The organism is Methylobacterium sp. Leaf94 (genome assembly GCF_001426045.1).
Lineage (GTDB): Bacteria > Pseudomonadota > Alphaproteobacteria > Rhizobiales > Beijerinckiaceae > Methylobacterium.
Window position 1 is genome coordinate 121,170 of the sequence record NZ_LMRM01000045.1, and the last position, 24,954, is coordinate 146,123.

At 72.4% G+C, this 24,954-nt stretch carries 27 protein-coding genes and 2 tRNA genes; 20 read left to right on the top strand and 9 right to left on the bottom strand.

Features of this window, described 5'->3' with window-relative positions; translation table 11 throughout:
• Positions 1–7 precede the first annotated feature (7 nt).
• Both ASG63_RS19070 and ASG63_RS19080 read right to left on the bottom strand, forming a co-directional pair.
• Entirely contained in the window at positions 8–295 is a 288-nt protein-coding gene (locus ASG63_RS19070; RefSeq protein ID WP_056220147.1) for a hypothetical protein, read from the bottom strand.
• Between the two features lie 800 nt (positions 296–1,095).
• On the bottom strand, positions 1,096–1,704 hold the full coding sequence (locus tag ASG63_RS19080; RefSeq protein ID WP_056220153.1) for a DUF2231 domain-containing protein: 609 nt from the start codon (positions 1,702–1,704) through the stop codon (positions 1,096–1,098).
• Positions 1,705–2,228: 524 nt separating this feature from the next.
• Between ASG63_RS19080 and ASG63_RS19085 the strand changes: the two genes are divergently transcribed.
• The 3 genes from ASG63_RS19085 to ASG63_RS19095 all read left to right on the top strand — a co-directional run bounded on the left by ASG63_RS19085 (position 2,229) and on the right by ASG63_RS19095 (position 4,021).
• On the top strand, positions 2,229–2,783 hold the full coding sequence (locus tag ASG63_RS19085) for a sigma-70 family RNA polymerase sigma factor (RefSeq protein ID WP_056220442.1): 555 nt from the start codon (positions 2,229–2,231) through the stop codon (positions 2,781–2,783).
• Positions 2,780–3,430 (top strand): NrsF family protein, encoded by a 651-nt coding sequence (locus ASG63_RS19090; protein WP_056220155.1) that lies wholly within the window; start codon positions 2,780–2,782, stop codon positions 3,428–3,430. Before ASG63_RS19085 ends, ASG63_RS19090 begins: the two co-directional genes overlap by 4 nt.
• 114 nt (positions 3,431–3,544) lie before the next feature.
• Positions 3,545–4,021, top strand: coding sequence for a DUF411 domain-containing protein (locus ASG63_RS19095; protein ID WP_056220158.1), 477 nt, complete (start codon positions 3,545–3,547; stop codon positions 4,019–4,021).
• A gap of 114 nt (positions 4,022–4,135) precedes the next feature.
• On the opposite strand, the gene ASG63_RS19100 is transcribed toward ASG63_RS19095, so the two are convergent.
• Entirely contained in the window at positions 4,136–5,299 is a 1,164-nt protein-coding gene (locus tag ASG63_RS19100; RefSeq protein ID WP_082514154.1) for an AI-2E family transporter, read from the bottom strand.
• 298 nt (positions 5,300–5,597) lie between these two features.
• Between ASG63_RS19100 and ASG63_RS19105 the strand changes: the two genes are divergently transcribed.
• The 9 genes from ASG63_RS19105 to ASG63_RS19145 all read left to right on the top strand — a co-directional run bounded on the left by ASG63_RS19105 (position 5,598) and on the right by ASG63_RS19145 (position 13,087).
• Positions 5,598–5,900, top strand: a complete 303-nt coding sequence (locus tag ASG63_RS19105; RefSeq protein WP_055949487.1) for an acyl carrier protein — start codon at positions 5,598–5,600, stop codon at positions 5,898–5,900.
• Between the two features lie 75 nt (positions 5,901–5,975).
• On the top strand, positions 5,976–6,446 hold the full coding sequence (locus ASG63_RS19110) for a 3-hydroxyacyl-ACP dehydratase FabZ family protein (RefSeq protein WP_056220162.1): 471 nt from the start codon (positions 5,976–5,978) through the stop codon (positions 6,444–6,446).
• A 42-nt stretch (positions 6,447–6,488) separates the two neighbouring features.
• A complete protein-coding gene (locus ASG63_RS19115; RefSeq protein WP_056220165.1) occupies positions 6,489–7,628 on the top strand; it encodes a beta-ketoacyl-ACP synthase in 1,140 nt (379 codons plus the stop codon).
• A 52-nt stretch (positions 7,629–7,680) separates the two neighbouring features.
• Complete coding sequence (locus ASG63_RS19120) at positions 7,681–8,979, top strand: beta-ketoacyl-ACP synthase (protein WP_056220168.1); 1,299 nt, start codon at positions 7,681–7,683, stop codon at positions 8,977–8,979.
• Complete coding sequence (locus ASG63_RS19125) at positions 8,976–9,755, top strand: SDR family NAD(P)-dependent oxidoreductase (protein WP_056220171.1); 780 nt, start codon at positions 8,976–8,978, stop codon at positions 9,753–9,755. Before ASG63_RS19120 ends, ASG63_RS19125 begins: the two co-directional genes overlap by 4 nt.
• 13 nt (positions 9,756–9,768) lie before the next feature.
• Positions 9,769–10,047, top strand: coding sequence for an SH3 domain-containing protein (locus tag ASG63_RS19130; RefSeq protein ID WP_056220174.1), 279 nt, complete (start codon positions 9,769–9,771; stop codon positions 10,045–10,047).
• A 109-nt stretch (positions 10,048–10,156) separates the two neighbouring features.
• A complete protein-coding gene (locus ASG63_RS19135) occupies positions 10,157–11,179 on the top strand; it encodes a zinc-binding dehydrogenase (protein WP_056220177.1) in 1,023 nt (340 codons plus the stop codon).
• Between the two features lie 92 nt (positions 11,180–11,271).
• Positions 11,272–12,309, top strand: coding sequence for a lipid A biosynthesis lauroyl acyltransferase (locus ASG63_RS19140; protein WP_056220180.1), 1,038 nt, complete (start codon positions 11,272–11,274; stop codon positions 12,307–12,309).
• A gap of 4 nt (positions 12,310–12,313) precedes the next feature.
• On the top strand, positions 12,314–13,087 hold the full coding sequence (locus ASG63_RS19145) for a DUF1223 domain-containing protein (protein WP_082559402.1): 774 nt from the start codon (positions 12,314–12,316) through the stop codon (positions 13,085–13,087).
• 113 nt (positions 13,088–13,200) lie between these two features.
• Here the strand turns inward: ASG63_RS19145 and ASG63_RS19150 are convergent, their stop codons facing one another.
• The 4 genes from ASG63_RS19150 to ASG63_RS19165 all read right to left on the bottom strand — a co-directional run bounded on the left by ASG63_RS19150 (position 13,201) and on the right by ASG63_RS19165 (position 17,870).
• A complete protein-coding gene (locus ASG63_RS19150) occupies positions 13,201–14,076 on the bottom strand; it encodes an outer membrane protein (protein WP_056220183.1) in 876 nt (291 codons plus the stop codon).
• 394 nt (positions 14,077–14,470) lie between these two features.
• Positions 14,471–15,766 carry an aminopeptidase gene (locus ASG63_RS19155; protein ID WP_082486901.1) on the bottom strand — a complete coding sequence of 432 codons (1,296 nt, stop codon included), beginning with the start codon at positions 15,764–15,766 and terminating at the stop codon, positions 14,471–14,473.
• Positions 15,767–15,874: 108 nt separating this feature from the next.
• Positions 15,875–16,168: a DUF2218 domain-containing protein gene (locus tag ASG63_RS19160; protein WP_056220187.1), complete on the bottom strand. Its 294-nt coding sequence runs from the start codon at positions 16,166–16,168 to the stop codon at positions 15,875–15,877.
• Positions 16,169–16,403: 235 nt separating this feature from the next.
• Positions 16,404–17,870, bottom strand: a complete 1,467-nt coding sequence (locus ASG63_RS19165) for an FAD-binding oxidoreductase (RefSeq protein WP_056220459.1) — start codon at positions 17,868–17,870, stop codon at positions 16,404–16,406.
• 145 nt (positions 17,871–18,015) lie between these two features.
• Between ASG63_RS19165 and ASG63_RS19170 the strand changes: the two genes are divergently transcribed.
• The 4 genes from ASG63_RS19170 to ASG63_RS19185 all read left to right on the top strand — a co-directional run bounded on the left by ASG63_RS19170 (position 18,016) and on the right by ASG63_RS19185 (position 19,589).
• Positions 18,016–18,714 carry a fumarylacetoacetate hydrolase family protein gene (locus ASG63_RS19170; RefSeq protein ID WP_056220190.1) on the top strand — a complete coding sequence of 233 codons (699 nt, stop codon included), beginning with the start codon at positions 18,016–18,018 and terminating at the stop codon, positions 18,712–18,714.
• Between the two features lie 5 nt (positions 18,715–18,719).
• Positions 18,720–19,196: an NUDIX domain-containing protein gene (locus ASG63_RS19175; RefSeq protein WP_056220193.1), complete on the top strand. Its 477-nt coding sequence runs from the start codon at positions 18,720–18,722 to the stop codon at positions 19,194–19,196.
• Between the two features lie 135 nt (positions 19,197–19,331).
• Positions 19,332–19,406, top strand: a tRNA-Gly gene (locus ASG63_RS19180).
• A gap of 108 nt (positions 19,407–19,514) precedes the next feature.
• Positions 19,515–19,589, top strand: a tRNA-Gly gene (locus ASG63_RS19185).
• An 80-nt stretch (positions 19,590–19,669) separates the two neighbouring features.
• On the opposite strand, the gene ftrA is transcribed toward ASG63_RS19185, so the two are convergent.
• The gene (gene ftrA, locus ASG63_RS19190) at positions 19,670–20,656 is read right to left on the bottom strand and encodes a transcriptional regulator FtrA (RefSeq protein WP_056220198.1); all 987 of its coding nucleotides are present in this window, start codon (positions 20,654–20,656) and stop codon (positions 19,670–19,672) included.
• Between the two features lie 86 nt (positions 20,657–20,742).
• Between ftrA and ASG63_RS27125 the strand changes: the two genes are divergently transcribed.
• The 4 genes from ASG63_RS27125 to ASG63_RS19205 all read left to right on the top strand — a co-directional run bounded on the left by ASG63_RS27125 (position 20,743) and on the right by ASG63_RS19205 (position 24,053).
• The gene (locus ASG63_RS27125) at positions 20,743–20,970 is read left to right on the top strand and encodes a hypothetical protein (protein ID WP_443189814.1); all 228 of its coding nucleotides are present in this window, start codon (positions 20,743–20,745) and stop codon (positions 20,968–20,970) included.
• Positions 20,949–21,179: a hypothetical protein gene (locus ASG63_RS27130; RefSeq protein ID WP_443189815.1), complete on the top strand. Its 231-nt coding sequence runs from the start codon at positions 20,949–20,951 to the stop codon at positions 21,177–21,179. The genes ASG63_RS27125 and ASG63_RS27130 overlap by 22 nt, the downstream gene beginning before the upstream one ends.
• Before the next feature lie 103 nt (positions 21,180–21,282).
• Positions 21,283–22,389: a hypothetical protein gene (locus ASG63_RS19200; RefSeq protein ID WP_056220202.1), complete on the top strand. Its 1,107-nt coding sequence runs from the start codon at positions 21,283–21,285 to the stop codon at positions 22,387–22,389.
• The gene (locus tag ASG63_RS19205; RefSeq protein ID WP_056220205.1) at positions 22,386–24,053 is read left to right on the top strand and encodes a DUF2336 domain-containing protein; all 1,668 of its coding nucleotides are present in this window, start codon (positions 22,386–22,388) and stop codon (positions 24,051–24,053) included. Before ASG63_RS19200 ends, ASG63_RS19205 begins: the two co-directional genes overlap by 4 nt.
• A gap of 7 nt (positions 24,054–24,060) precedes the next feature.
• Here ASG63_RS19205 and ASG63_RS19210 read toward each other — a convergent pair whose 3' ends face one another.
• A complete protein-coding gene (locus tag ASG63_RS19210) occupies positions 24,061–24,831 on the bottom strand; it encodes an NAD kinase (protein WP_056220208.1) in 771 nt (256 codons plus the stop codon).
• Positions 24,832–24,954 lie beyond the last annotated feature (123 nt).

The window sequence follows — 24,954 nt, forward strand, 5'->3', positions numbered from 1 at the left end:
CGGACCATCACCGACCTCCCGAATCGCGCTTTCCGCCCATGCCGTCCATGCCCGGCATGCCTCCCGTCCCGCCGGACCCCGCCTTCGGGGCCACCTGCCGGTTGAGCTCCAGCCAGTCCTTCGTCTCGACCACACCGAAATCCTTCACGCCCCGGGTGACCGTCGCGTAGCGAGGGGGTGGGACCGTCACGTTCGGATCGGAGGGCAGGACAAGCCCGACGGGCACTGTGGCGGGCATGCAGCCGGCGAGCGGCAGGACCGCCGCGAGCGCGGCCGGTCTCGGCAACTTGAACATCGTATATTTCCCGAACTGAGGCGGAGGGCCGGGGACATGGCCCGGCAAGCCGCCGGCCGCACGGCGGAAGCCGACGACGGGGTCGCGCTCGACCAGGGCACCAAGGCGATGAGGGGGGAGGGGGTGGCCGTCCCGTCGGAACGGCCGTCGGCGGTCGCGAGAGCCGCCCGCGCATCAGGCGCCGAGCCTCGGCGGTCGCTCGATCCGGAGCGGATGGGCGTCGACGGGTCCGTCCGCCCGTCCGATCCGTCCGCGGTCGGAGGGCGTGTCCTCCAAGGGCGGTCCGCCCCCTGCCATCGTCGGCAACGCGGCTTGGCAGCCGAGGGCGCAGCAGGGCGACGGGCCGCCCGGGCGCTTCGAACCGTGTCGGTGTCCCGGGCCGCCGTCATCGCCGGCGGACGCGGAGGGACCGTCCTGTGACGGCGCATGACGCGCCGCGTCCCGCGCGCTGTCCGGCGTGTCGGAATCCCGCGACGCCCGCGCGGGGTCGGCGTGCGGCATCCGCGCGGAGGCGTCGGAGAGCCAACGGTCGGCCGCCGCGGCCTGACGGCCCATCGTGCATGCCGCCGCCGGCGCGATGGCCAAAGCAAAAGCCAGGACGGCGAGCATCACTGTGCGCAGGAAGAGCATCGCTCAGGATTCCGGCCCGATCTGGAGAAAACATCGCGCAGCCCGGCGGGGCCTGCAATCCCCCCGACAGCAACAATCTCCAATAACAACCTTCTGTTGCATTTCTACCATGAGCCGGGTCCCGGACAGGTTCTGCAGGATGGGCGACGCAGCGGGCGGCGGCGGGACGGTCAATGGGTATGGTCGTTGGGAAGGGCACTCGGAGCCGGGACCGCATCGGTCCTGCCCACGGCATCGGGCGTGGCGGCGTCATTCGTGGGGGTGTGGTCGTGCGCGTGGCTATGCCCCTCGGCATGGTCGCCGCCACCGGGATGGACGTGGTCGCCGGATGTCGGGAGTGCCATGACGCCCAGGCCATAGCGGTAGACGTTCTCGCCCCCGAGCCAGCCCGTCACCGCGAGCGCGCCCGAACCTCCCGCCAGCAACGCCAGCAGCACGAGGCCCGCTCCGGCGCTCTTTCGGCGCTCCAACCAGGCGACGCCCCCGGCGGCGAGGAAGACCAGCGCGGTGGCCACGGCCCAACGCAGGTGGATCGTCATGTTCCGGTGCGAGGCCGCGTCGTGCGCCACCGTGTTGTAGGCCGACCAGCCCGTGGCGAGGGTTGCGACCGTGATGCCGACACCCATCGCGAGGTTCCAGCGGGCAGCCGTCGTGAGCGCGCCTCCGTACGGCCGCTGCCCGAGCAAGGTCCCGAGGGCGAAGAGGCCGCTGCTCGTGATGAGGAGAGCGACCGTGAAATGGACCGCGACCGGATGCCAGTTCGGGATCACCTCGATCATGACTGCACTCCAAGAAAAGCGTCGATGGCCGGACGGCCGGTCTTTGTCCGGGTCAGTTCAATCGCGGGGAGGGACCGAGCGAGACATCGCACGGGGACACGGCCGACGCCGTCACCGGATAGGACGTCAGACCTAGCTGGATCCGGCCCGGAACACCTTGTCGTGGGATGGGGAGCGCGCCGGCGCCAAGGCTCGGAAACCTCCCTGCCCACCTGTCTCACCGTACCCGTCCGGGGTATAGGAATGCTACCTAAGCTTGACAATCATCCCCGCAACATACCTGTGCGTGAAGGCATGACGGGAGCGCAGTAACCTTTCGGGCCAGGATTGCGGACTGTCCGTTTGAGCGGCGGGAGCGATTCCGTGTGGCGATTGGGCCGCCGACCGCGTGAACTGGATCGCCGGACGAACGGCGTGCTTCGGCGACACCGCGTGGCCGTTATGAGGAGTTCTGCGGGGTGGCGGATGATGCGATCGACTTCGTTCTTCCGCTCGGCGGCCATGAACCGGCTCGCCTAGCTCGCGTGTCCCAGGCGGAGGAAGAACTGCGTGGCCTGCTCATCGCCAGCCTCGGGGGGAGCGCCGTCGACTACCGGCGCTTCCTCGAGCGCCTCGGTTCGCATCTGCGCGCGTACTACAAAGGCAAGCTGGTCCGGTCCGGGCGGACGGACACCGAGGCGGAGGACCTAGTCCAGGAAACCCTGATGGTGATCCATACGCGGCGGCACACCTATGACGTCACGCAGCCTGTGACGCCGTGGGTCCACGCCATCGCCCGATACAAACTGATCGACCATCTCCGGCAGACGCGCGCGACCGCTGCGAACGTCCCCGTCGAGGATGCGGGTGTGCTGCTGGCCCACGGCGATCACGTCGCGGCGGAGAGTTCCCTCGATGTCGCGCGCCTGCTCGCGCACTTGCCGGCCAAGATGAGAAGCGCGATCCAATCCACGAAGGTCGACGGCCTGAGCACCGCCGAGGCAGCCGCGCGCTCCGGCATGTCCGAGACGGCGGTCAAGGTGAGCGTCCACCGTGGCCTGAAGGCGCTGGCGAAACTGGTCGGAGGCACGGCGCGATGAAGACGGACGACCTCATCGGTTTCCTGGGCAGCAGTTTCGAGCGCGAACCGGTTCGGACCTCGTGGATGACCCGGCGGGTCGGCCTCGCCGTGGCCGTGGGCGCCGCTTGTGCCCTCTTTCTCGCGCTCGCCGTCCTCGGCGTACGCCCCGGCCTCATGCAGGGCCGCCCGCTCCTGTTCCTCGCCTTCAAGCTCGCCTTCGCAGCCGCGGTCGGTGGCCTCGCGATCCGGTATCTCGTCAGGGTGGCCAGTCCGGGCGGGGAGAGCCGCGTCCATCTCGGGATCGCGGCATTGCCGTTCGTCGCGGTCGTGGCCCTGGCCGGGGCCAGCCTCACGACGGTGCCCCGCGAGCACTGGCATGGCCAGATCTCGGGCCATTCCTGGCTCGAATGCCTGGTCTCGATCCCCCTGATCGCCATCGTTCCGTTCGCCGTCGTCACCTGGGCGGTCCGCCGGTTCGGGGCTCCGACGGACCTGATTCGCGCCGGAGCCCTGGTGGGTCTCGCAGCGGGCGCCGTGAGCGCGCTCGGCTACTCGCTGCACTGCATGGACGACACCGTCCCGTTCGTCGCCGTCTGGTACGGCGGGACGATCGCGTTGTGCACCCTGGCCGGGGCGGTTCTGGGGCCGCGTCTCCTCCGCTGGTAGCGCGCCGCCGAGCCTCCCCGCACCTGGGCCCGATGCTGTCGGGACAGGGGCGGGGGGGGATGGGATCGGTCAACGGGCCCGGGCGGCCGAATAGAGGACAAACGGGAGATGAGGATGGGGACGGAAACCTTGGCGTCCCGGCGAGACGTGCTCGTCGGCCTGGCGGCGGGACTGATGCTCGGAAGGCCCGCCCTGGCGGAGGGTCTGCCCCGGGTCGCCGTGGCGAAGGACCCGAGTTGCGGCTGCTGCGAGAAATGGGTGGCCCACCTGCGGGAGGCCGGCTTCACGGTGACGGTGACAGAGGGGCCCGTGAACCCGGTGAAGGCGCGCCTCGGCGTGCCGCGGGACCTCGCCTCCTGCCACACGGCCGAGGTCGGCGGCTACGTGGTCGAGGGGCATGTGCCGGCCGGCGCGATCAAGCGGCTGCTGGCGGAGACGCCCAAGGCCACGGGACTGGCCGTTCCGGGCATGCCGGCCGGCTCGCCCGGCATGGAGGTCGAGGGCATGGAGCCCGACACCTATGCGGTGATTCTGTTCGGCCCGGAAGGCCGAAGCCCGTTCGCCCGGTACCGTGGCGGGGTGCCGGCGTAAGACCGCGGCGCGACCGGACCGGGGATCGGGCGCGGGCCGACCTGGCTGAGCCGCCCGGGGGCCTCGTGAGCCCTCGGACCGACGCGTCCGGGCACCGGATGCGGACCCCGGGGCTCAGGCCCGGGGGCCCTCGGCCGGCTCGCCCTGCGTGAAGTCCCGCCAGAGCAGGATCAGCGCCGCCATCACGGCCGGGCCGAGGAACAGCCCCAGGAGGCCGAAGGTCTCGACGCCGCCGAGGATGCCCAGCAGCACCCAGAGGAAGGGCAGGCGGGTGGTGCCGCCGATCAGGGCCGGACGCACGAAGTGGTCCGCCACGAAGGTGACGACGAAGCCCGCCACCACCACGACCGCCGCCGGCACCACCGCGCCGTTGGCGAGCAGGATCGCGGCCGCGATGCCGAAGACCAGGGGCGCCCCGAACGGGATCATCGCCGCCACCGCCGTCAGGGCCCCGAGCAGCACCGGGTGCGGCACGCCGGCGAAGAAGTAGACGATCCCCAGAAGCAGGCCCTCGCCGAGGCCGACCAGGACGAGGCCGTCCACGGTGCCGTGCACCGAGGCCACCATCTGCCGTGCCACCCGCTCGCCGCGGGGGCCGAACAGCTTGGCGCTGGCGGCCAGCACCTGCGCGGCGACCGCCCGGCCGTCGCGGAACAGGAAGAACAGCGCCACGAGGGTGAAGCCGAACAGGACCACGCGCCGGACGATCTGCGCCCCGAGGCTGCGGGTCACGCCGATCACCGAGGAATTGTCGAAGCGGTGCAGGAGCTCCGAGCCGGCGGCGGGGTGGCTCAGGTTCTCCGCCCACCAGGCCTGCGCCTGCGCCGCACCGAAGGGCAGGTGGCCGAGAAAGTCCGGCACGGGGATGCCGGATTTCTCGAAGGAGCGGGCCCAGGCGACCACGTCGTGGGCCTCCCGCGCCGCCTGCACGCCCAGCACCACCAGGGGAATCAGGAAGACCAGGGCCACCGCCGCGGTGAAGAGGAGCGGTAGGAGGATGTTGTGCCGGCCCGGCGGCCAGCGCCGCTCCGCACGGGCGTAGAGGGGCCCGAGGGCGATCGCCAGGATCACCGCCCAGACCAGGGCCGGGATGAAGGGGTGCAGGACCCAGATCCCGAGGCCCGCCAGGGCGAGGAACAGGGCAAGGCGCGCGAGGCTCTGCGCCGAGCCCGATACCGGGTGCGCCCCCGCACGCGGCGGAGGGTCGGAAAGCGAGCGCGGGTCGGGCGCGCCCGCCGGCGGCGTGCCGGCCGGCGTCACGGAGGGAAGCTGGACCATCGTGTTGTGCGACCTCGTGCGGAGCGGCCGCGGCGGCCACGTCCTGCCGGTGCATCTAGTCCATCGCCGCGGGATCGGAATGGAGGCGCAGGCCGGATCGCGACGCCGTGATGGCCACGGTTGCCCCTCCTGACCCCCTCGTGTAAGGGACCGCCTTCACTGTCCAGGGCGGCGGCAGCGCCGGCCCACGGGGCATGCTGCGCGACCGGGGGCACCGGGCATCATGCGCCGGATCGCTCCGGCCCCCGATCGGCACGGGCCGAATCCGGCGGGATACCCAGTCACACGGCGAGAACGCATGTCCGACCAGACCCACACCGCCACCTTCGACCGCGTCGCGGACATCATCGCCGACACCGCCGACATCCCGCGGGACACGATCACCCCCGAGAGCCACGCCATCGACGATCTCGGGATCGATTCGCTCGCCTTCCTCGACATCGCCTTCGCGGTCGACAAGGCCTTCGGCATCAAGCTCCCCCTCGAGCGTTGGACCCAGGAGGTCAACGAGGGCAAGGTGCCGGCCGAGGAGTACTTCGTCCTGAAGAACCTCTGCGCCCGCATCGACGCCCTCGTGGCCGAGAAGGCCGCCAAGGCCTGAAGCCGGGCCGCCCGGGACGCCCCGGGCGACCGACGCCGCCCCTTCGACCCCCGCCCGCCCGGGACCCAGGACGCCATGCGCCTCGAATATTTCGAGATGATCGACGCCGTGACCCGCTTCGACCGCGAGGCCGGCCGGATCGAGGCCCTGGCCCGCGTGCCGATGGAGAGCCCGGTCTTCGAGGGGCACTTCCCCGACCACCCGCTGGTGCCGGGCGTGCTGCTCACCGAGACCATGGCCCAGGCCTCGGGCTACCTCGTGCTCGCCCATCTGGGCTTCCGGCAGATGCCGTTCCTGATGGGCGTCGACAAGGCGCGCTTCCGGTCCTTCGTCGGCCCGGGCGCCGAACTGCAGATCGAAGCCAGCCTCGAACATGACGGCTCGGGCTACGCGGTGACGAAGGCGGCGATCCAGCACGACGGCAAGCCGCTGGCCAATGCCGAGCTGCGCTTCCGCACCATGCCGTTCCCGGCCGGCCTCGACGGGCCGATGCGCGCGCGGGCCCGCAAGATCGGGCTGTTCGATCTCGCGGGCGAGCCCGCGTGAGCGTGCGGCGAGTGAGCGTCCAGAGATGAGCGACGAGGTGAGATGAGCAGTTCCCGCGACGTCGTCGTCACCGGCATCGGCCTCGTCTCCTGCGCGGGCGAGGGCATCGCGGCGCATCTCGCGGCCCTCGGGGCCGGCGCGCCGGCGCGCACCGACACGCAGGCCTTCGCGCCCTACACGGTGCATCCGATGGCGCCCCTCGCCCTCGACGGCCAGATCCCGAAAAAGTCCGACCAGCGCCAGATGGAGCCCTGGCAGCGCCTGGGCGTCTACGCCGCCGGCCTCGCCCTGGATTCCGCCGGGGTGAAGGGGGATGCCGACCTGAAGGGCCGCATGCACCTCGTGGTCTCGGCCGGCGGCGGCGAGCGCGACACGGCGGTGGACGGCGCGATCCTCACGGGCCTGCGGGAGGCCGCCGATCCGGGCGCCTACCTCAACGAGCACCTGCAGAACGACCTGCGCCCGACCCTGTTCCTGGCCCAGCTCTCGAACTTGCTCGCCGGCAATATCGGCATCGTCCACGGGGTCACGGGGGCGTCCCGCACCTTCATGGGCGAGGAAGCCGCGGGCACGGACGCCCTGCGCATCGCCCAGGCGCGGATCGCCTCGGGGCAGGTGGACTGCATGCTTGTGGGCGGCTCCTACAGCGCCGAGCGACCCGATGTCATGGTCATCCACGAGATGGGGGGCTTCCTGCGCGCCCGCGACTTCCGCCCGGTCTTCGACCGGACCCCGGCGGCAGAGGCCGGCTTCATCCTAGGCAGTGCCGCCGCCTTCCTGGTTCTGGAAGCGGCCGAGCATGCCGCCGCCCGCGGGGCCCGGGCGCTGGCGCGCCTCGGCCCGGTGGCGAGCGACCGCACGACGCGCACGGCCGGCAGCACCGAGGCCAGCCTGGCGGCCCTCTGGACGACGGCGGGCGTCGCGGCGCCCGAGATCGTCCTCGCCGGTGCCACCGGCGTCGCCCCGGTCACGACCGAGGAGGGCGCAGCCCTGGCGCGCCTCGCCCCGGGCGTGGCCGTGACGGCTCTGGGCGATGTTACCGGCCACACCCTCGAGACGGTGGCGCCGTTCGGCGCGGCCCTGGCGGCGGCGCTCGTCGCCGAGAAGGGCCTGCGCGAGGTCGCCGTGACGGTGGTGGGCCATCGCCGGGGCGAGGGCGTGATCCGGGTAACGGCGGCCTGACCCGGGGCGATCCCGGACTCCGGTGGTGACGAAAAGAGTGTAAGACGGCGCGATGACGAACCAACCTCCCCGGGACGCCAAGGTCCGCGACGCGAAAGGCCGGCCGCTGGTGGCGGTCACCGGCCTCGGCATCGTCACCTCCCTCGGCCAGGGCCAGGCCGACAACTGGGCCGCCCTGACCGCCGGACGCTCCGGCATCCACGCCATCCGACGTTTCCCCACGGAGGGCCTGCGCACCCGCATCGCCGGCACTGTCGACTTCCTCGATACCGACCCCCTGGTGGCACCGGCCCTGTCCCAGCGCTTCGCGGAAGCCGCCGCCGACGAGGCGATCGCGCAGTCGGGCATCGGCCGGCCCGGGGACTTTCCCGGCGCCCTGTTCATCGCCGTCCCCCCGGTGGAGATCGAGTGGCCACAGCGTCAGGCCCTGGCCGAGGCCTCGGGCCAGACCGGCCCGATCACCTATGCGGACCTGCAGCGCGCCGCTGCGAGCCGGCGCTTCGACCCCTGGCATGACCTGTTCATCTTCGGCACGGTGGCCGACCACATCGCCGACCGCTTCGGCACCAAGGGCTCGCCGATCTCCCTCTCCACCGCGTGCTCGTCCGGCGCCACCGCGATCCAGCTCGGCGTCGAGGCGATCCGGCGCGGCGAGGTCACGGCCGCCCTCTGCATCGGCACCGACGGCTCGGTGAACCCGGAATCGCTGATCCGGTTCTCGCTGCTCTCGGCCCTCTCCACCCAGAACGACCCGCCCGAGGCCGCCTCCAAGCCCTTCTCGAAGAACCGCGACGGCTTCGTCATGGGGGAGGGCGCGGGCGCCCTCGTCCTGGAGGACGCCGAGGCGGCGCGCGCCCGCGGCGCAAGGATCCTCGGCTACGTCCTCGGCTGCGGCGAGAAGGGCGACGGCTTCCACCGCACCCGGTCGAGCCCCGACGGCGCCCCCGGCATCGCGGCGATCCGCGCCGCCCTGGCGGATGCCGACATGGCGCCCGACGCCATCGACACCGTGAACGCCCACGGCACCTCGACGCCGGAGAACGACAAGATGGAGGCGATGAGCTGCGCCGCCGTGTTCGGCGACCGCATCCGCACCCTGCCGGTCTCGTCCAACAAGTCGATGATCGGGCACACCCTCACGGCCGCGGGCGCGGTGGAGGCGGTGATCTCGCTCCTCACCATCGCGCACGGCCGGATCCCCCCGACCATCAACTACGCGGTGCCCGACCCCGCCATTCCCCTCGACATCGTAGCCGAGGCCCGGGACGTGCCGGTGCGTCGGGTGCTGTCGAACTCGTTCGGCTTCGGCGGCCAGAACACCTGCCTCGTTCTGGCGGACGAGCCGGCATGACGACGGACCCGAGCGCCGGGCCCGGCCGCCGCGTCCTCGTCACCGGGGGCGCCTCCGGCCTCGGCGCCGCCATCGTGCGGGCCCTGGTCGCCGCCGGCCACGACGTCGCCTTCACCTACCGGTCCTCCGCCGAGGCCGCCGAGGCGCTGGTGGCGGACCTCTCGGCGGCCCATCCCGACCGCACGATCACCGCGCAGGTCCTCGATCTCGCCGACCGCGCCGCCGTCGCGGCGTTCTGCGAGGAGCTCGAGGCCAGCGACGGCTTCCACGGCTTCGTCCACAATGCCGGCCAGTCCTACGACGCCCTGGCGGCGATGCTGGACCAGGACCGGGCCGAGGCGGCCATGCAGGTTAACTTCTGGTCGCTGACGCGCCTGGCGAAATCCCTGGTCCGGGGCATGACCCGCGCGCGCGCGGGACGGATCGTCGCCATCGGCTCGGTGGCCGCCCTCCGGGCCAACCCGGGCAACGCGGCCTACGCCGCGACCAAGGGCGCCCTCATCGCCTATTGCCGCACCCTGGCGGTCGAGTCGGCCAAGCGCGGCGTCACCGTCAACGTGATCGCGCCGGGCTTCATCGATACCGGGATGATGGCCCCCTACGCCGCCTACCGCGCCACCATGGAGCGCCAGATCCCGGCCGGCCGCTTCGCCCGGCCGGAGGACGTCGCCGCCCTCGCGGCCTTCCTGATGGGCGAGGGCGCCGCCTACATCACCGGCGCGGTGCTGCCCGTCGACGGCGGCCTCACCGCGATGATGGGCGTCCATCGCTCCTGAGGCCGAACCGAGCATGTCCCCGATCCCCGCCGCGCTGGTCCTCCTGCTCCTCGCCGCCGGTCCCGCCGCCGCGGCCGACGCGTTCCGGGTCGACGGGCTCCCGCGCGGCGAGACCCTGAGCATCCGCGAGACGCCGGATGCCGCCGCGCCCGCCCTCGGCCAGGCCCCGCTGGGCGCCCGCCTGCGCGGCTTCGGCTGCACCGCCGAAACCCCGAGCGGACTGACCTGGTGCCGGGTCAAGGCCGGCCCGATCCTCGGCTGGGCCCGGCGGCGCTACCTGTCGCCGGAGTGAGGCCGGCCCGGCGGGTTGATGCCTCGACCCGCGGAGGCTAGCGAGAGACGCATGAACGCCCAGCCCCTGCGGGGGCATCCGCGGCGCCCCGCGAACGGAAGCGAACTCCATGCAATCCCTCCAGCTCCACGGTGACCGCGACCTGCGCCTCGAGGACGTCGCGGAGCCCGCGCCCCCCGGCCCCGGCGAGGTCCAGATCCGCGTGCGCGCGGTGGGCCTGAACTTCATCGACGTCTGGGGCTTCCGCGGCATGGCCTTCGCCAAGCGCAAGCTGCCCCTGGCGGTCGGGGCCGAGGCCTCGGGCGAGATCGTCTGCGTCGGGGAGGGCGTCACGGGTCTGGCCGCGGGCGACCGGGTGGCGATGTACGGCGCCCGGACCTGCGGCCGGTGCAAGGCCTGCCGGGAAGGCCGCGACAACCTCTGCGAGGATGTCTCCGGCGTGATGGGCTTCCACATCGACGGCTTCGCCCGCGAGCGGGTGACCATGCCGGCGCGCCTCGTCATCAAGATGCCGGACGGCGTCAGCTTCACCGATGCGGCCTGCGCCCCGGTGGCCTTCGGCACCGTGCAGCACATGCTGTTCGACAATGCCCGCCTGGAGCCGGGCGAGAGCATCCTCGTCCATGCCGGCGGGTCCGGCATCGGCACGGCGGCGATCAAGATGGCCAAGGCCATCGGCTGCACGGTCTTCACCACCGTGGGCGACGACGCCAAGGGCGAGAAGGCCAAGGCGCTCGGCGCCGACCACGTCATCAACTACCGCGAGGAGCGCTTCGAGGGCGAGGTCCGCCGCCTGACCAAGCGCAAGGGCGTCGACGTGGTCTTCGAACATGTCGGCCCCGACACCTGGAACGGCTCGCTCCTCTGCCTCAAGCGCGGGGGACGGCTCGTCACCTGCGGCTCCACCTCGGGCGTCTCGACCAGCATGAACCTGATGCAGCTATTCCAACAGCAGTACCGCATCACCGGCTCGTTCGGCTGCTCGATGGCCAATATCCGCGACGCCATGGCCAAGATGGCGGACGGCATCACCCCCGTGGTGGACACGGTCCTGCCCCTGGCCGATTTCGCGAAGGGGCTGGAGCGCCTGGAATCCCGGAAGGTCTTCGGCAAGATCCTCGTGACGCTCTGAGTTGCAGGCCGCACGGGTGCCCTCCCGGGCTAAAATGAATTATGCCAGGGGCCAGGGTCGTCGCCGGAACGCCCCGCGTCACGGGATTCGTTTTGCTTCGCCTTGCCCTCGTCCTGAAGCGTAACCTGCCGCGGCTGGCCGGCCTCGCCATGATTCCCCTGATCCGGGGGCTGTTCTGGCTGGCGCGCCTCCTCGGGGCCGAGCGCGCGAGCCGGGTTGGCGGCTGGGTCGCCCGGACGGTCGGTCCCTTCCTGCCGCCCCACCGGATCGCGACGGCCAATCTGCGCGCGGCCTTCCCCGAGCGGGACGAGGCCGCGATCCGCGCCCTCGCCCGGGAGGCCTGGGACAATCTCGGCCGGACGGGTGCGGAATACGCCCATCTCCACACGCTGTTCGATCTCGATCCGGCGGATCTCGCGGCGGGCGGGCGGATCACGGTGGCGGGCGAGACGCATTTCGCCGACCTGCGCGACGACGGCAAACCGGGCCTGATCTTCTCCGCCCACTTGGCGAACTGGGAATTGCCGGCGATCTGCGCGGCCCAGTTCGGCCTCGACGCCACCGCGATCTTCCGTCCCCCCAACGACGCGGCCTCCGCGCGCCTGGTCCAGGAGGTCCGCCGCCAGACCATGGGAGGCCTGGCGGCGGCCGGGCAGGGCGCGGTCTTCGCCATGCAGGGTGTGGTGGAGCGCGGCGGCCATCTCGGCCAGCTCATCGACCAGCACTTCACCCGGGGGGTGGTGGTGGAGTTCTTCGGCAAGCCGGTGCTGGTCAATCCGCTCCTGGGCAAGCTCGCCCGCCACTACGAATGTCCCGTCCACGGCGCGCGGGTGGTCCGCCGCGACGGGACGCGCTTCCATCTTGAACTGACGCCCCCCGTCGACCTGCCGCGCGACGCCTCGGGCGCCATCGACGTGCAGGGGGCGATGCAGGCGATGACTCGGGTGATCGAGGGCTGGATCCGCGAGAATCCCGGTCAATGGCTCTGGATGCACCGGCGCTGGCGTCCCGCGATGCTGCCGAAGCCCAAACCCGCTCAGGATCCGGCTTCGGGCACGACGGCCCCGGCCGGCGCGCCGGAGGATCGAGCGACCGTGATGACGGGGAATGGCCCGGCGACGGTATCCTGATCCCATGAGCCGCGCCGCCACGTCCCTTCCGCGCCGAACCGTCGGCCTGCGCCTCGCCCTCCTGGTCGCCGCCGGTGCCCTGGTGGCGGGTGCGACCCAGGCCCTGGCGGGCGAGCGCACCCCGGTGGTGATCGAGCTCTACACGAGCCAGGGCTGCGCCTCCTGTCAGCCGGCCTCGCGGGTGCTCGGGGAGTTCGCCCGGGAGCCCGGCGTGATCGCCCTGACCTTCCCGATCACCTACTGGGACTATCTCGGCTGGAAAGACGCCTATGCCCAGCCCGCCTTCACGGCGCGGCAGCGGGCCTACGCCTCTCTACGCGGCGAGCGACAGGTCTTCACGCCGCAGGCCATCGTCAACGGCGAGCCCTCGATGATCCGTTCGGATCGCAACTCCCTGGAACGGGCCCTGCGCCGGGCCCGGGCGACCAGCCCCATCCAGGTGCCGGTCCGCAGCTGGGAAGAGGGCGACCGCATCTGCGTCGATGTCGGCGCGAGCACGGGACCGGACACCAAGGCCGAGCTCTGGCTGCTGCCGGTGATGCGGCGGCGGCGCATCGCCATCGGCGGCGGCGAGAACAAGGGACAGGTGTTCGACTACATCAACGTCGTGCGCGGGATGCACCGGATCGGCCCCTGGACGGGTCATGCGGCCCATTTCGAGGTGCCGCGCCACGCGGCCCAAGTCGCCGATGCCGATTCCTACGTCGTCGTGCTCCAGGGGGGCAACGAGGGCCGCCCCGCCCGCATCCTCGGCGCCGCCAAGGCGCCTGGCTTCTGAAAGGCACCTGGCTTCCGACAGCGCCCCGGGATCGCTCCCGGGGCGCCGTTTGACCGAGCGGCCAGTCTGATCGGGCTGGGGAGGCTCGGGCCAAAAGCGGGTCCGGCGACGGGTCAGTACGTCCCGAACTTGTAGTTCAGGCCGGCGCGGACGACGGCGAACTCGTCGGAGCGGCGGCTGGTATAGCCCGTCGCGGCTGCATAACCCGTGCCGGAAACGCTGTACTGGGCGCCCGTCGAGTTCGAATAGGCGAACACGCCGTTGGTGCTGTTCCGGTCGAGGCTGACATAGAGGCCCTCGATTTTTACGGTCACGGCGGAGGACTTGAAGAAGTTCAGGAACGAGTCGGAGGGCAGGGCGTACTCGATGCCGCCGCCCGCGGCCCAGCCGGTGCGGAACGTATCGGTGCTGCTGCTGGGCAGGCCGAAGCTGGAGCCGCCCCCGCCGCCATAGGCGAAGCCGCCGGTGCCGTAGACCAGGGTCCGGTCGAAGGCGTAGCCGAGGCGGCCCCGCACGGTGCCGAAGTAGTCGAGGTTCGACAGGCCGTTCGGGTTGACGAAGGTCAGGTCCGCGTTGGGCGTGCCGACGAAGGACGCCGTGTTGCGGTTGGTGCCGAAGCCGAGATACTGCGCATCCGCCTCGACGCCGACCACCACGCCGGAGCCGGGCGTGAACTGATAGTTGTAGCCGATCTGGCCGCCCCCGGTGAAGCCGTTGTTGGCGTTGCGGTTGCTGAAGGCCACGAGGCCCGGATCGGCGCCGTTGGCGACGACGCCGGAGGCGGCGGTGGTACCGATCACGGTGGCGCCGCGGCTGCTGTTGGCATCGAAGCCGTAGCCGGCGTTGAGACCCGCATAGAACCCGGTCCAGCTGAAGACCGGAACCGTGGTGAAGACCGGCGGCGCGGCGCGGCGCGGAAGGTCGGCGGCAGAGGCCGCTCCGGCGAGCAGGACAGCCATCGGGCCGGCCAGGAGAAGGGGCTTGGTCATGAGATCCTCGTTGTCTCCCTCGGGAGATGGCGAACCCGAACGACGGTTCCAACCCGCAGACTGGTGCCGGACACCCGGCGCGGAAACCCGCGGGCGCCCGGGCGTCACCGCGACGAGGCCGGCCCGATCACCGCATCCGTGCGCCGGCAGACACGGGAGCGCGGGGATCCGGCGGTCGCCTGATCCTGCCGCCCCCCTCCGAAGGCGACGGCAAGTCTGTACGGACATCCGTTCGAAAGTCCGTGGCCGGTGCGACCACGTCCGGACCATGCGTGGGAAATTTGCCCACGTCAATTCGAGAGCCGTCAATCGCGTGCGCCTTCACACGGAAGAGGGCCCACGCGGACGGATGGCGTGTCGGATCAGGCGGGCGGGCGACGCCGCCGGGAGGGCGTCAGTCGACCCACTCGCCGGCGCGCATCACCGGAACCGCCCGGCCCTCGGCGGAGAGTCCGTCGACGTCGATCCGGTCGGAGCCGATCATCCAGTCGATGTGGATCAGGCTGCGGTTGGCGCCGCGGGCCGCGAGGTCGTCCGCGCTGAACTCCGCGCCGCCGTTGCGGAAGCACTTGCTGTAGGCCTGTCCCAGGGCGATGTGGCTCGCCGCGTTCTCGTCGTAGAGGGTGTTGTAGAACAGGAGTCCCGAGGCGGAGATCGCCGAGGAGGCTGGCACCAGGGCGACCTCGCCGAGGCGGCGCGCGCCCGCGTCGGTCTCCAGCACCTTGGCGAGCACGTCGCCGCCGGTTCGGGCGGTGGCCTCGACGATGCGGCCGCCCTCGAAGCGCACTTGGATCCCGTCGATCAGCGTGCCCTGGTAGGAGAGCGGCTTGGTGCTGGTGACGGTGCCGTCGACCCGGTCCTTGTGCGGGGTGGTGAACACCTCCTCGGTGGGGATGTTGGCGTTGCAGACGATGCCGCTGCGGGAGGCCGAGGCGCCGCCGCACCATTCGTGGTCGTCGGCGAGGCCCACCGTGAGGTCGGTGCCGGGTCCGAAGAAGCGGAGGGCCGCGAAGCGGTGGGCGTTGAGCGCGTTCATCCGGGCGTGAAGGGCGGCGTTGTGCGCCTCCCAGGCCGCCACCGGGTCGGGGCCATCCACCCGCGAGGCCGCGAAGATCGCGTCCCAGAGGCGGGACACGGCCTCGGCCTCCGGTAGGTCGGGGAACACCGTGCGGGCCCAGGGCGTCGTCGCCGCCGAGACGATGGTCCAGTTGGTGGAGAAGTTGGCGATGAGCTCCAGGGCGGGCACGTAGGCCTTCGACCGGGCCTGGTTGGCACGGGCCACCTTGGCCGAGTCCTGGCCGGCCAGGAGGGAGGGATCGTCGCCCGCGATGGCGAGGCGGGCCGCGCCGTTGCGGTAGGCCTCGGCCATGCCGCTGTAGAGCCAGCCGGCTGCGGTGTCGAAGGCCGCCTCGGGGGCGTGGGCGAAGCGCGCCAGGGTGGCGGCATCGTCCGTGTAGAAGGTGGTGACCAGGGAAGCGCCGGCCTTGTAGGCCTGTTCGGTGATGAGGCGGGCCAGCGGCACCGTCTCGAGCGGCGCGGTGATCACGAGTTCCTGGCCGGGCCGGAGACCCAGGCCGACCTTCACGGCGACCTCGGCCAGGCGCTCCAGGCGCTCGGCATGCCGTGCCCCGTGCGACGACGCGGCCCCGGTCGGTGTGGAGCCAGCGGTTGTCTGCGCGATCCCGTCCATGCCTGTCTCCCGATGCTGCCTTCAGCGCTGTGCGCTCAAGATCAGGTCCCGGGACGGCAGGTCAACCCTCGGTGGACGCAGGCCGGGCGGGCCGGCCACGGCGTGGGTTCAAGCGGCGCGAGACCAGGTGATCTCGCCGAGGTTCTCGCGGAAGGCGAAGCGCAGGAGATGGTCGGAGACCACGTTCTCCAGGCGCGTCAGGGCGGCCGGATCGGGCGTCGCGACCCGCATCAGCAGGGCGTCGGGGCCGGCCTCGAAGGTGCAGACGCGGTCCTCGCCGAAGGGCACCCGGCCGGCCTCCTCGGTGGCTTCCACTGGGAACTTGTGACTCCAGTGACGGCAGAGCTGCTTGAGGTAGCGGCTCGCCTCGGCCGTCGGGACTCTCGCCTGGGAAGTCGGCATCGAACGTATCTCCTGCTCGGTCTTCGATCGCGACGTCTGATCTGTTCTCTCGTCCAAGAGAGGGCGGAAGGGTTAAGACCGGCCTAACCCACCGCACTGCAACCAGCCGTGCGCCGTTGTCGTGCAACCTCCTCCGCCCGCAGCGGAGCCGATTTATGGCGCATTGCCGTCGACAATCTGGCAAGTCTTTGTGCGCCGCACAACAGCAATCCGGACGGGCCCGGTCCGGTTCCGCCTAAATTTTTGTTGAGCCTTCGAAAAAGCCGAATGACGCCCCCTCGCCGGCCCGGCGGTCGGGCAGAACCTTGCCCGGGTTGAGGATGTTTGCCGGATCCAGGGCGGCCTTGAGGCTGCGCATCAGGTCGAGGGCCACCGGGTCGGCGTAGCGCGCCAGTTCGTCGCGCTTCAGGAGGCCGACGCCGTGCTCGGCCGCGATGGAGCCGCCGAGCCCGGCGACGATGTCGTGGACGATCCGGTTGAAGCGCTCCCAGGCGGCGAGGAACGCGGCGCGGTCCATGCCCACGGGCTGGCTGAGGTTGAAGTGGATGTTGCCGTCACCGAAGTGCCCGAAGGCGCAGACGCGCAGACCGGGCATCGCCGCCTCGCAGGCCCGCGTCGCCCGCGCGAGAAACTCGGGCAGGCGGGAGAGCGGCACCGAAACGTCGTGCTTGATCGAGCCGCCCTCCGCCTTCTGGACCTCGGAGAGGCTCTCGCGCAGATCCCAGAAGGCGTTCGCCTGCGCCTCGCTCGCCGCCAAGGCCGCATCTTCGAGGAGCCCCGCGTCCTGCGCCCGGGCGAGCAGCATCTCCATCAGGGTCGCCGCGTCCTCGCCGGGTCGGGTGGTGGAGAGCTCCACCAGCGCGTAGGCCCCGTGCGCCCCGGCCAGGGGCCGACGGGCCCCGGCCCGGTGGCGCAGGACGATCTCCAGCCCGAAGGGGGCGATGTACTCGAAAGCGGTCAGGGTCGGGCCGGCCTCCGCCCGCAAGCGCCGGAACAGCGCCAGGGCGGCCTCGGCCGAGGCGAGGCCGACGAAGGCCACGGCGCGGGAGGTCGGCCGGGGAAAGAGCTTCAGCACCGCGGCGGTGATCAGCCCGAGCGTTCCCTCCGAGCCGAGGAACAGGTGCTTGAGGTCGTAGCCGGCATTGTCCTTGCGCAGGCCCTTCAGCCCGTTCCAGACCCGGCCATCGGCCAGCACCACCTCGAGCCCGAGGACGAGGTCGCGGGCGTTGCCGTAGGCGAGCACGGCGGTCCCGCCCGCATTGGTGGAGAGATTGCCGCCGATGCGGCAGGACCCCTCGGAGGCCAGCGAGAGCGGGAACAGCAGGCCGGCGGCCTCGGCGGCAGCCTGGACGTCGGCCAGCACCATGCCGGCTTCCACGGTGATGCTGGCATTGACGGGGTCGATCGCCCGCAGGCGCGTCAGGCGTGCCATCGACAGCACGATGCCCCCCTGCGGCAGGCCGCCGCCGACATGGCCGGTGTTGCCCCCCTGGGCCACCACCGGCACCCCGGCCTCGGCGCAGGCACGGACCACGCCGGCGACCTCGGCGGTGTCGGCGGGCCGCACCAGCGCCAGGGCTTGCCCACGCCGCAGCTCGCGGGTCTCGGCGAGGTGGGGCGCGAGGTCGGCCGGGTCGGTGAGGACGTGGGCGGCGCCGAGATGCGCGGCGAGGTGCGCCAGCAGGCGGGAGGGGTCGGTCACCACGGAACTCGCAACGGCAGGCCTCGGCTCGCGGCAGGATGGCGCGGCCGGGCCCGCTGCCTATGATAGGGATGACGCGGCGTCCTGTGCAGGGCGAGCGACCGGGCGCCGCGCCACATCCGCCGAGAGAAGAGGTTGGAGACCCATGCTGTCCGTGATCCCGAACCCGCCCCGCATCGCCCTTCCGATCGTCGGCAGCGACGACCTGTTTCCCGTGCGGCGGGTCTACTGCGTCGGTCGCAACTACGCCGCCCACGCCCGCGAGATGGGCAAGGACCCCAACCGCGAGCCGCCGTTCTTCTTCATGAAGCCCGCCGATGCCCTGCAGATCGTCACGGGGGACGATCCGGTGGACCACCCCTATCCGCCGCGCACCGAGAACTACCACTTCGAGGTGGAGATGGTGGCGGCCCTCGGGCTGGGCGGCCGAGACATCCCGGAGGCTTCCGCCCTCGACCACGTCTACGGCTACGCCGTCGGGCTCGACATGACCCGGCGCGACGTCCAGGACGAGGCCAAGCGCCTGGCGCGCCCCTGGGACCTCGCCAAGTCCGCCGATGCCTCGGCGCCGATCGGACCGCTGCACCCGGCCTCGGCCATCGGCCATCCCGCGCGAGGCGCCATCACGCTGGCGGTGGACGCGGGCGAGCGCCAGCGCGGCGACCTCTCCGAGATGATCTGGTCGACGCAGGAGCAGGTCGCGCTGCTCTCGACCTACTTCGAGCTGCACCCGGGCGACCTCATCTTCACCGGCACCCCGTCGGGCGTCGGCGCCGTCCGGCGCGGCGAGACGATGACGGCCGCCATCGAGGGCCTCGGCGCCATCCGCCTGCGCGTCGTCTGAGCCGCATGCTCCTGCAACGCCCCTGGATGCGGCGCCTGATCCACTACGGCGCCCTGGCGACGCGCGGCATGACCCTGGGTGTTCGCGGCGTCGCCATCGACGCCGAAGGCCGGGTCTGCCTCGTCCGCCACACCTACGTGTCGGGCTGGCACCTGCCCGGCGGCGGCATCGAGGCCGGCGAGAGCGCGGTGACGGCCATGGTCCGGGAGTTCCGCGAGGAGGCCGAGATCGTCGTCGATCCCGGGCATCCTCTGCGGCTGCACGGCTTCTATCACAGCCGCACGGGGGCCGGGCGCGACCACGTCGCCCTCTACGTGGCCGCCGCCTTCGCCGTGCGGGCGCCGAAACAGCCCGACCGCGAGATCGCCGCCTGCGGCTTCTTCCCCCTCGATGCGCTCCCGGCCGAGACCACCGCCGCCACCCGCGCGCGCCTGCGCGAAATCCGCGAGGGCCTGCCCCCACCCGCGCAGTGGCAGCCCTGAAGGGCGGTGCGATGCCGGCAAACGGCCCGCGGGGCGAGCGCCGGGATTCAGCGCTTGCAACGCCCGACGGAATGGTGTTTAGAGACGCCGTCCGGGGCCGCCGGCGGGTCTTTCCCACCAGCGGCGCGGTTGTGAGCGGGTGTAGCTCAGGGGTAGAGCACAACCTTGCCAAGGTTGGGGTCGAGGGTTCGAATCCCTTCGCCCGCTCCAATTAACCGAACGAGACGACCGGAGCGACAGCCGCTGGAAGTGGCTTTTTGCTTCGTTGATACGACGAACCGTCCGGCGCGAGGGTCTCCTTCGCCACGACGGGTGTGAGCGGGTGTAGCTCAGGGGTAGAGCACAACCTTGCCAAGGTTGGGGTCGAGGGTTCGAATCCCTTCGCCCGCTCCAAATTCCCAATCCTTCCAGATCCCACCCAGCGCCCTCCGGGGCGCTTTTTCGTTGGCGGGCCATCGGTCGGCGGCGCGGCATCAAGGTCGCGGGCGCGCGGTGGCCCGGTAGGCCGCGGGCGTCACCGCGTAACGCCGGCGGAACTGCTGGCGCAGGGTCGCTGCGGTGGCGAAGCCCGCCGCCTCGGCGACGGCCTGGAGCGGTTGGTCCGCCTGCTCCAGCAGGTCACGGGCCCGGGCGAGGCGCAGATCGAGGAGCCAACGGGCCGGCGTCGTGCCGGTGGCGGCGGAAAAGCGACGCAGGAGCGTTCGAGGACTCATGCCCGCACGGTCTGCCAGATGGGCGACCGGCCAGTCCCGGGCCGGCGCCGCCCGCATGGCATCGAGCAGCGGCCCGATCCGCGCCGCCTCGTGGAGCGTCGGCACCGCACCCGCGACCACCTGGGCCTGGCCGCCGTCCCGGTGGGGCGGCACGACGAGGCGCCGGGCGACGGCATTGGCGGCGGCCGGCCCGAAATCGCGGCGCACGAGGTGCAGGCAGAGGTCGATCCCGGCGGCCGAGCCGGCGGAGGTCAGGATCGCGCCCTCGTCCACGTAGAGCACGTCGGGGGTGAAGCGGATGCCGGGATGGCGTGCGGCCAGGGCCTCGGCATGGCGCCAATGGGTGGTGGCGCGGCGCCCCTCGAGCAGGCCCGCCGCCGCGAGCACGAAGACCCCGGAGCAGATCGACAGGATGCGCACCCCGCGGGCCGCGGCCGCCCGCAGGGCGGTGGAGAGGGCTTCGGGGACCGGCTCGTCCGCACCCCGCCAGCTTGGCACCACGATGGTGCCGGCACGCTCCAGGAGATCGAGCCCGCCATCGGCGAGGAGGCGCACGCCGCCCTCGGCCCGCATGGGCCCGGGATCGAGCCCGGCCACGGCGAAGCGGTACCAGTCCGGCCCCATCTCGGGACGGGGCAGGCCGAAGATCTCCACGGCGACGCCGAACTCGAAGGTGCAGAGGCCGTCATAGGCCAGCACCACCACGAGACGGTCGGCGGGGGACAGGCGCGCCTGCGATTTTGGCATGATCGCGACGCTAACCGGCAATCCGAGCCGCCGCCAAGGGGCGCGCCTGCTGCTAGGTCTGCCGTCCCCTGCGACGGAGAACCCCAATGAGCCCCGTGACCGCCATGCCCGCCTGTCCGCCCGCCATCGCCCGCGATCACTTCCGGCGTCGCCTGGAGTTGGAGACCGATTGCGCCGACGTGGCGGCGGCCCTGGAGGCCGGCCCGCCCGACTTCGTGCTGCTGCACGCCGTCGGCTCGGCGGCGGCGTTCCGGCGCCGTGACCTCCCCGGCGCCGTGACCTCCCCGGCGCCGTGCACCTGCCGCACCGGCTGATCACGGCCGAGCGCCTCGCCGCCTGGCCCGCCGACACGCTGTTCGTGGTCTACTGCGCCGGGCCCCACTGCAACGGAGCCGACCGGGCGGCCCTGCGGCTCGCCGAGCTCGGGCGTCTGGTCAAGCTCATGCTCGGCGGCCTGACCGGCTGGGCGGACGAGGACTTGGCCTTCGCGGGTGAAGACCAGTCCGGCGGGGGCCAATCCTGAAATCGGGCATCGTGCGCGAGCCGGCTCTTCAATCTTCCTTTACCATAGGGAGAACAAAGTTGCCGTTGGGGCGGCGCCTGGGTCCGCCCCCAGCCGGACGGCCATGTTCCTCTTCACCACGCCCCCCGCCACTGCCCGCGATCCCGGCGTCAGCCGGGACCTGGGCACGCGCGACGCCGCCGCCGGGCGCACGGGGGCGTCGAGCGGGGTCATCGAGGCGATCCGCGACGGGGCACAGACCTCCGGCGCGGGCTTCGACTATCTCCTGGCCACGGCCCAGCGCGAATCCGCCCTCGACCCCTCCGCCAAGGCGGGTACCTCCTCGGCCACCGGCCTGTTCCAGTTCATCGAGCAGACGTGGCTCGGCACCCTGAAGACCGCCGGTCCCCGCCTCGGCCTCGGGACCTACGCGGACGCGATCACCAAGAGCGCCGACGGCACCTACGCGGTGAGCGATCCGGCGGCCAAGCAGACCATCCTCGACCTGCGCCGCGATCCGCGGATCGCCGCCACCCTGGCGGGGGCCCTGACCGAGCAGAACCGGGAAGCCCTGACCGGCGCCCTCGGGCGCGAGCCCACCGGCGGCGACCTCTACGCCGCCCACGTCCTCGGCGCGCGCGGCGCCGCCGCCCTCATCGCCACCGCCCAGGCGAGCCCGGCCCGGGCCGCCGCCCTTGACATGCCGGAGGCGGCGGCCGCCAATCGTGGCCTGTTCTACGACAGGACCGGGCGCCCCCGCGGCGCGGCCGAGCTCTACGCCCACCTCGCCGCGGCCCGCACGGGCGCGGCGCCGGCCACCCCCGCCGCCACGATCAGCCTGCCCGAGGGCACCACCGCCTACGCCTCCCTCAACGAGGGCGGCCTGCGCTCGATGTTCCAGACGGATCCGCGCCAGCAGGGCGGCGTCTCGGCCGGGGTCGCCCGCCTTTGGCAGGGGCGCAGCGGCGGGACCGATGCGGTTCGGCCGGAGCCGGCTCGCGCGGCGCCGACCTATTTCCCGCGCTCGGACGGCACCGAGAGCGTGACCGGGGGCGCGCCCCCCGTCGCCGCGCCGGCGATTGCCGCCAACCCCGTGCCGGCCGCCTCCGCGGCCCTGGTGGGAGCCCCCCTACCGCCGCGCCGTCCGGCGGAGTTCGGCGCCTCCGGCCAGTCGCCCCGCCCCGGCGCCCCCCTCGACCTGTCCCTCTTCACGATCCGGAGCGGCTCATGATCATCCGCCAGTTCCTCGCCTGGACGCAGCACACCTCCGCGGCGCGACGGGCGGAGGCCGCGGGTGCGCTGGCCCGGGCCTACCTCTACGACGGTCTCGGCGAGGACGTGGCCTGGGAGGCGGAGGCCGCGCTCCTCGCCCTCCTGGACGACCCCTCCAGCCTGGTGCGCCGAGCCCTGGCGGAGGCCTGCGCCGCCTGCGCGAACGCCCCCCGTCCCCTGATCGTGGCGCTGGCGGGCGACCAGGCCGAGATCGCCACCCTGGTGCTGGCCCGCTCGCCCGTGCTGAGCGACGCCGACCTCGTCGACGGCGTCGCCATCGGGTGCCTCGCCGCCCGCCGCGCCATCGCGGGCCGGCTCGACCTGTCGCCGGCCGTCGCCGGGGCGCTCGCCGAGATCGCCGAGCCCGAGGCCCTGGTCGTGCTCGCCCGCAACCGCAGTGCCCACATCACCACCGGCAGCCTGATGCGGATGGTGGAGCGCCACGGCGACGTGGCCGCCCTGCGCGAGGCGGTCCTGGCCCGGCCCTACCTGCCCCTCGAAGTGCGCCAGAGCGTGACCACGCGCCTCGCCGAATCCCTCTCCGCCTTCGCGGTGTCCTCCGGCTGGCTCACCCCGGCCCGCAGCGCGCGCGCCAGCCGCGAGGCGCAGGAGCGCACGACCCTGGCCTTCTGCGCCGAGGCCCATCCCGTCGACCTCGCCCGGCTCGTCGCCCACCTGAAGGCCTGCGGCCAGCTCAATGCCGGCTTGCTGCTGCGGGCGATCCTGTCCGGCAACATGGCCTTCGCCGAGATGGCCCTGGCCGACCTCGCCGGCCTCCCCGTCCGCCGGGTGGCCGGGCTGATGCACGATGCCTCCACCGCCGCCTTCGCGGCCCTGCACCGCAAGGCCGGCCTTCCACCGGTGCTGCTGCCGGCCTTCAGCGCCGCGCTGTCGGCCTGGCGCGAGGCGGGGCAGGGCGCCATCGCCAGCGCCGGGGCGGGCCTTTCGCGCCTGATGATCGAGCGGGCGCTGACCGCCTGCGAGACGATGCCCTTCGCGGAGGCGCAGAGCGTCATGGCGCTCCTGTCCCGCTTCGAGGCGGAGGCCGCCCGCGACGAGGCCCGGGTGCTCGCCCGCGAACTCGCCGCCGAGGCCGAGCGCAGCGAGATCCTGCGGATCGAGCGCGAGATCCTCGACGCCGAATGGCGCGAGGCCCAGCGCCAGGTTCTGGCCGACTGGGACGCCCCACAGGCCCTGGAGGCCGCACCGGGCGCCGCAGCCCCCGAACCGGTCGCCGAGACCGTCGCGGCGATCGCGCGCGCGGCTTTGGAAGGAACCTCGGAAGCGATCCAGGAAGAGACCGCGCCGGTGGCCGTCGACTCCGCTGCGGAGGCGCCGCCCGTCGTCGCGGACCTGCCGACCTCGGATGCGCCGGTGGAATCGGACGTCGCCCCTGTCGTGGCGATCCGGGCCGTCGTGCCGGCCGAGGCGCCAGCCGACGTCGAGAAGGGGCGCACCGACCCGGTGGGCCTGATCCTCGACGGACTCTCCGACGCGCTGCTCGCCGAGTTCGAGGGCAGCCGCGCCCGGCGCCGTGCCCTCGCCACCGAGGTCGTGCTCGACGCGATCCCCGAGGCGCTGATCGCCAGCTACCGCGAGGACCGGGCGCGCCTCGCCGCGTGAGGGGCGATCAGCCGAACTGCTCGCGCAGGATGCGCTCGTCGAGGCTGTGGCCGGGATCGTGCAGCAGGGTCAGGTTGGTGGCGTGGTCGAGCCAGGTCTCCACCGTGCAGACCCGCCGAAACTCGGTGTGGTCGGCCACCGCCGCCACCGGGCGGTGCGCGGCGTCGAGCACCTCGATGAGAATGCGGGCGTAGTCCGGCAGCAGGGCCCCGTGCCAGCGCCGGGGCCGGAAGGCCGAGATCGGCGTCAGGGCCAGGAGCCGGGCGTTGAGGGGCAGGATCGGGCCGCCCACCGACAGGTTGTAGGCGGTGGACCCCGCCGGGGTCGCCGCGAGCACGCCGTCGGCGATGAGCTCCGGCAGGCGGACATGACCGTCGATCGAGATCCGCAGCTTGGCGGTCTGGTGCGTCTGGCGCAGCATGTAGACCTCGTTCAGGGCGCGGGCCTGGTGCCGGCGCCCCTCCGTGTCCACGGCCTCCATCATCAGCGGGTGGATGATGCTGCGCTTGGTGTTCTCCAGGCGCTCGATCAGCCCGTCCTCGCGGAACTCGTTCATGAGGAAGCCGACGGTGCCGCGGTTCATGCCGTAGATCGGCGTGCCGGCATGCATGAAGCGGTGCAGGGTCTGGAGCATCAGCCCGTCGCCGCCGAGCGCCACCACCACGTCGGCCTCGTCGGGCGGCACGTGGTCGTAGCGCCGCATCAGGGTCGCGGCCGCCTGGCGGGCGTCCTCCGTGGGACTTGCGACGAAGGCAAGCCGTTCGAAACGCCGGGCCATGGGCTCACATCCGCCTTGCCGACCACCTTGCCGACGCGGAGCCTTCGCTCCAGCGTCCCGTTCCCAGTCCTGCCGGCAGTCCCGCCGGCCCGCTCCCGCCGGTGGAGCGGCGGAACCCTGGTC

Bases quoted from the DNA above. Each gene is read 5' to 3' on its own strand.
- ASG63_RS19070 (WP_056220147.1), bottom strand. From the start codon at position 295: ATGTTCAAGTTGCCGAGACCGGCCGCGCTCGCGGCGGTCCTGCCGCTC.
- ASG63_RS19080 (WP_056220153.1), bottom strand. From the start codon at position 1,704: ATGATCGAGGTGATCCCGAACTGGCATCCGGTCGCGGTCCATTTCACG.
- ASG63_RS19090 (WP_056220155.1), top strand. From the start codon at position 2,780: ATGAAGACGGACGACCTCATCGGTTTCCTGGGCAGCAGTTTCGAGCGC.
- ASG63_RS19095 (WP_056220158.1), top strand. From the start codon at position 3,545: ATGGGGACGGAAACCTTGGCGTCCCGGCGAGACGTGCTCGTCGGCCTG.
- ASG63_RS19100 (WP_082514154.1), bottom strand. From the start codon at position 5,299: ATGGTCCAGCTTCCCTCCGTGACGCCGGCCGGCACGCCGCCGGCGGGC.
- ASG63_RS19105 (WP_055949487.1), top strand. From the start codon at position 5,598: ATGTCCGACCAGACCCACACCGCCACCTTCGACCGCGTCGCGGACATC.
- ASG63_RS19110 (WP_056220162.1), top strand. From the start codon at position 5,976: ATGCGCCTCGAATATTTCGAGATGATCGACGCCGTGACCCGCTTCGAC.
- ASG63_RS19115 (WP_056220165.1), top strand. From the start codon at position 6,489: ATGAGCAGTTCCCGCGACGTCGTCGTCACCGGCATCGGCCTCGTCTCC.
- ASG63_RS19120 (WP_056220168.1), top strand. From the start codon at position 7,681: ATGACGAACCAACCTCCCCGGGACGCCAAGGTCCGCGACGCGAAAGGC.
- ASG63_RS19125 (WP_056220171.1), top strand. From the start codon at position 8,976: ATGACGACGGACCCGAGCGCCGGGCCCGGCCGCCGCGTCCTCGTCACC.
- ASG63_RS19130 (WP_056220174.1), top strand. From the start codon at position 9,769: ATGTCCCCGATCCCCGCCGCGCTGGTCCTCCTGCTCCTCGCCGCCGGT.
- ASG63_RS19135 (WP_056220177.1), top strand. From the start codon at position 10,157: ATGCAATCCCTCCAGCTCCACGGTGACCGCGACCTGCGCCTCGAGGAC.
- ASG63_RS19145 (WP_082559402.1), top strand. From the start codon at position 12,314: ATGAGCCGCGCCGCCACGTCCCTTCCGCGCCGAACCGTCGGCCTGCGC.
- ASG63_RS19150 (WP_056220183.1), bottom strand. From the start codon at position 14,076: ATGACCAAGCCCCTTCTCCTGGCCGGCCCGATGGCTGTCCTGCTCGCC.
- ASG63_RS19155 (WP_082486901.1), bottom strand. From the start codon at position 15,766: ATGGACGGGATCGCGCAGACAACCGCTGGCTCCACACCGACCGGGGCC.
- ASG63_RS19160 (WP_056220187.1), bottom strand. From the start codon at position 16,168: ATGCCGACTTCCCAGGCGAGAGTCCCGACGGCCGAGGCGAGCCGCTAC.
- ASG63_RS19170 (WP_056220190.1), top strand. From the start codon at position 18,016: ATGCTGTCCGTGATCCCGAACCCGCCCCGCATCGCCCTTCCGATCGTC.
- ASG63_RS19175 (WP_056220193.1), top strand. From the start codon at position 18,720: ATGCTCCTGCAACGCCCCTGGATGCGGCGCCTGATCCACTACGGCGCC.
- ftrA (WP_056220198.1), bottom strand. From the start codon at position 20,656: ATGCCAAAATCGCAGGCGCGCCTGTCCCCCGCCGACCGTCTCGTGGTG.
- ASG63_RS27125 (WP_443189814.1), top strand. From the start codon at position 20,743: ATGAGCCCCGTGACCGCCATGCCCGCCTGTCCGCCCGCCATCGCCCGC.
- ASG63_RS19200 (WP_056220202.1), top strand. From the start codon at position 21,283: ATGTTCCTCTTCACCACGCCCCCCGCCACTGCCCGCGATCCCGGCGTC.
- ASG63_RS19205 (WP_056220205.1), top strand. From the start codon at position 22,386: ATGATCATCCGCCAGTTCCTCGCCTGGACGCAGCACACCTCCGCGGCG.
- ASG63_RS19210 (WP_056220208.1), bottom strand. From the start codon at position 24,831: ATGGCCCGGCGTTTCGAACGGCTTGCCTTCGTCGCAAGTCCCACGGAG.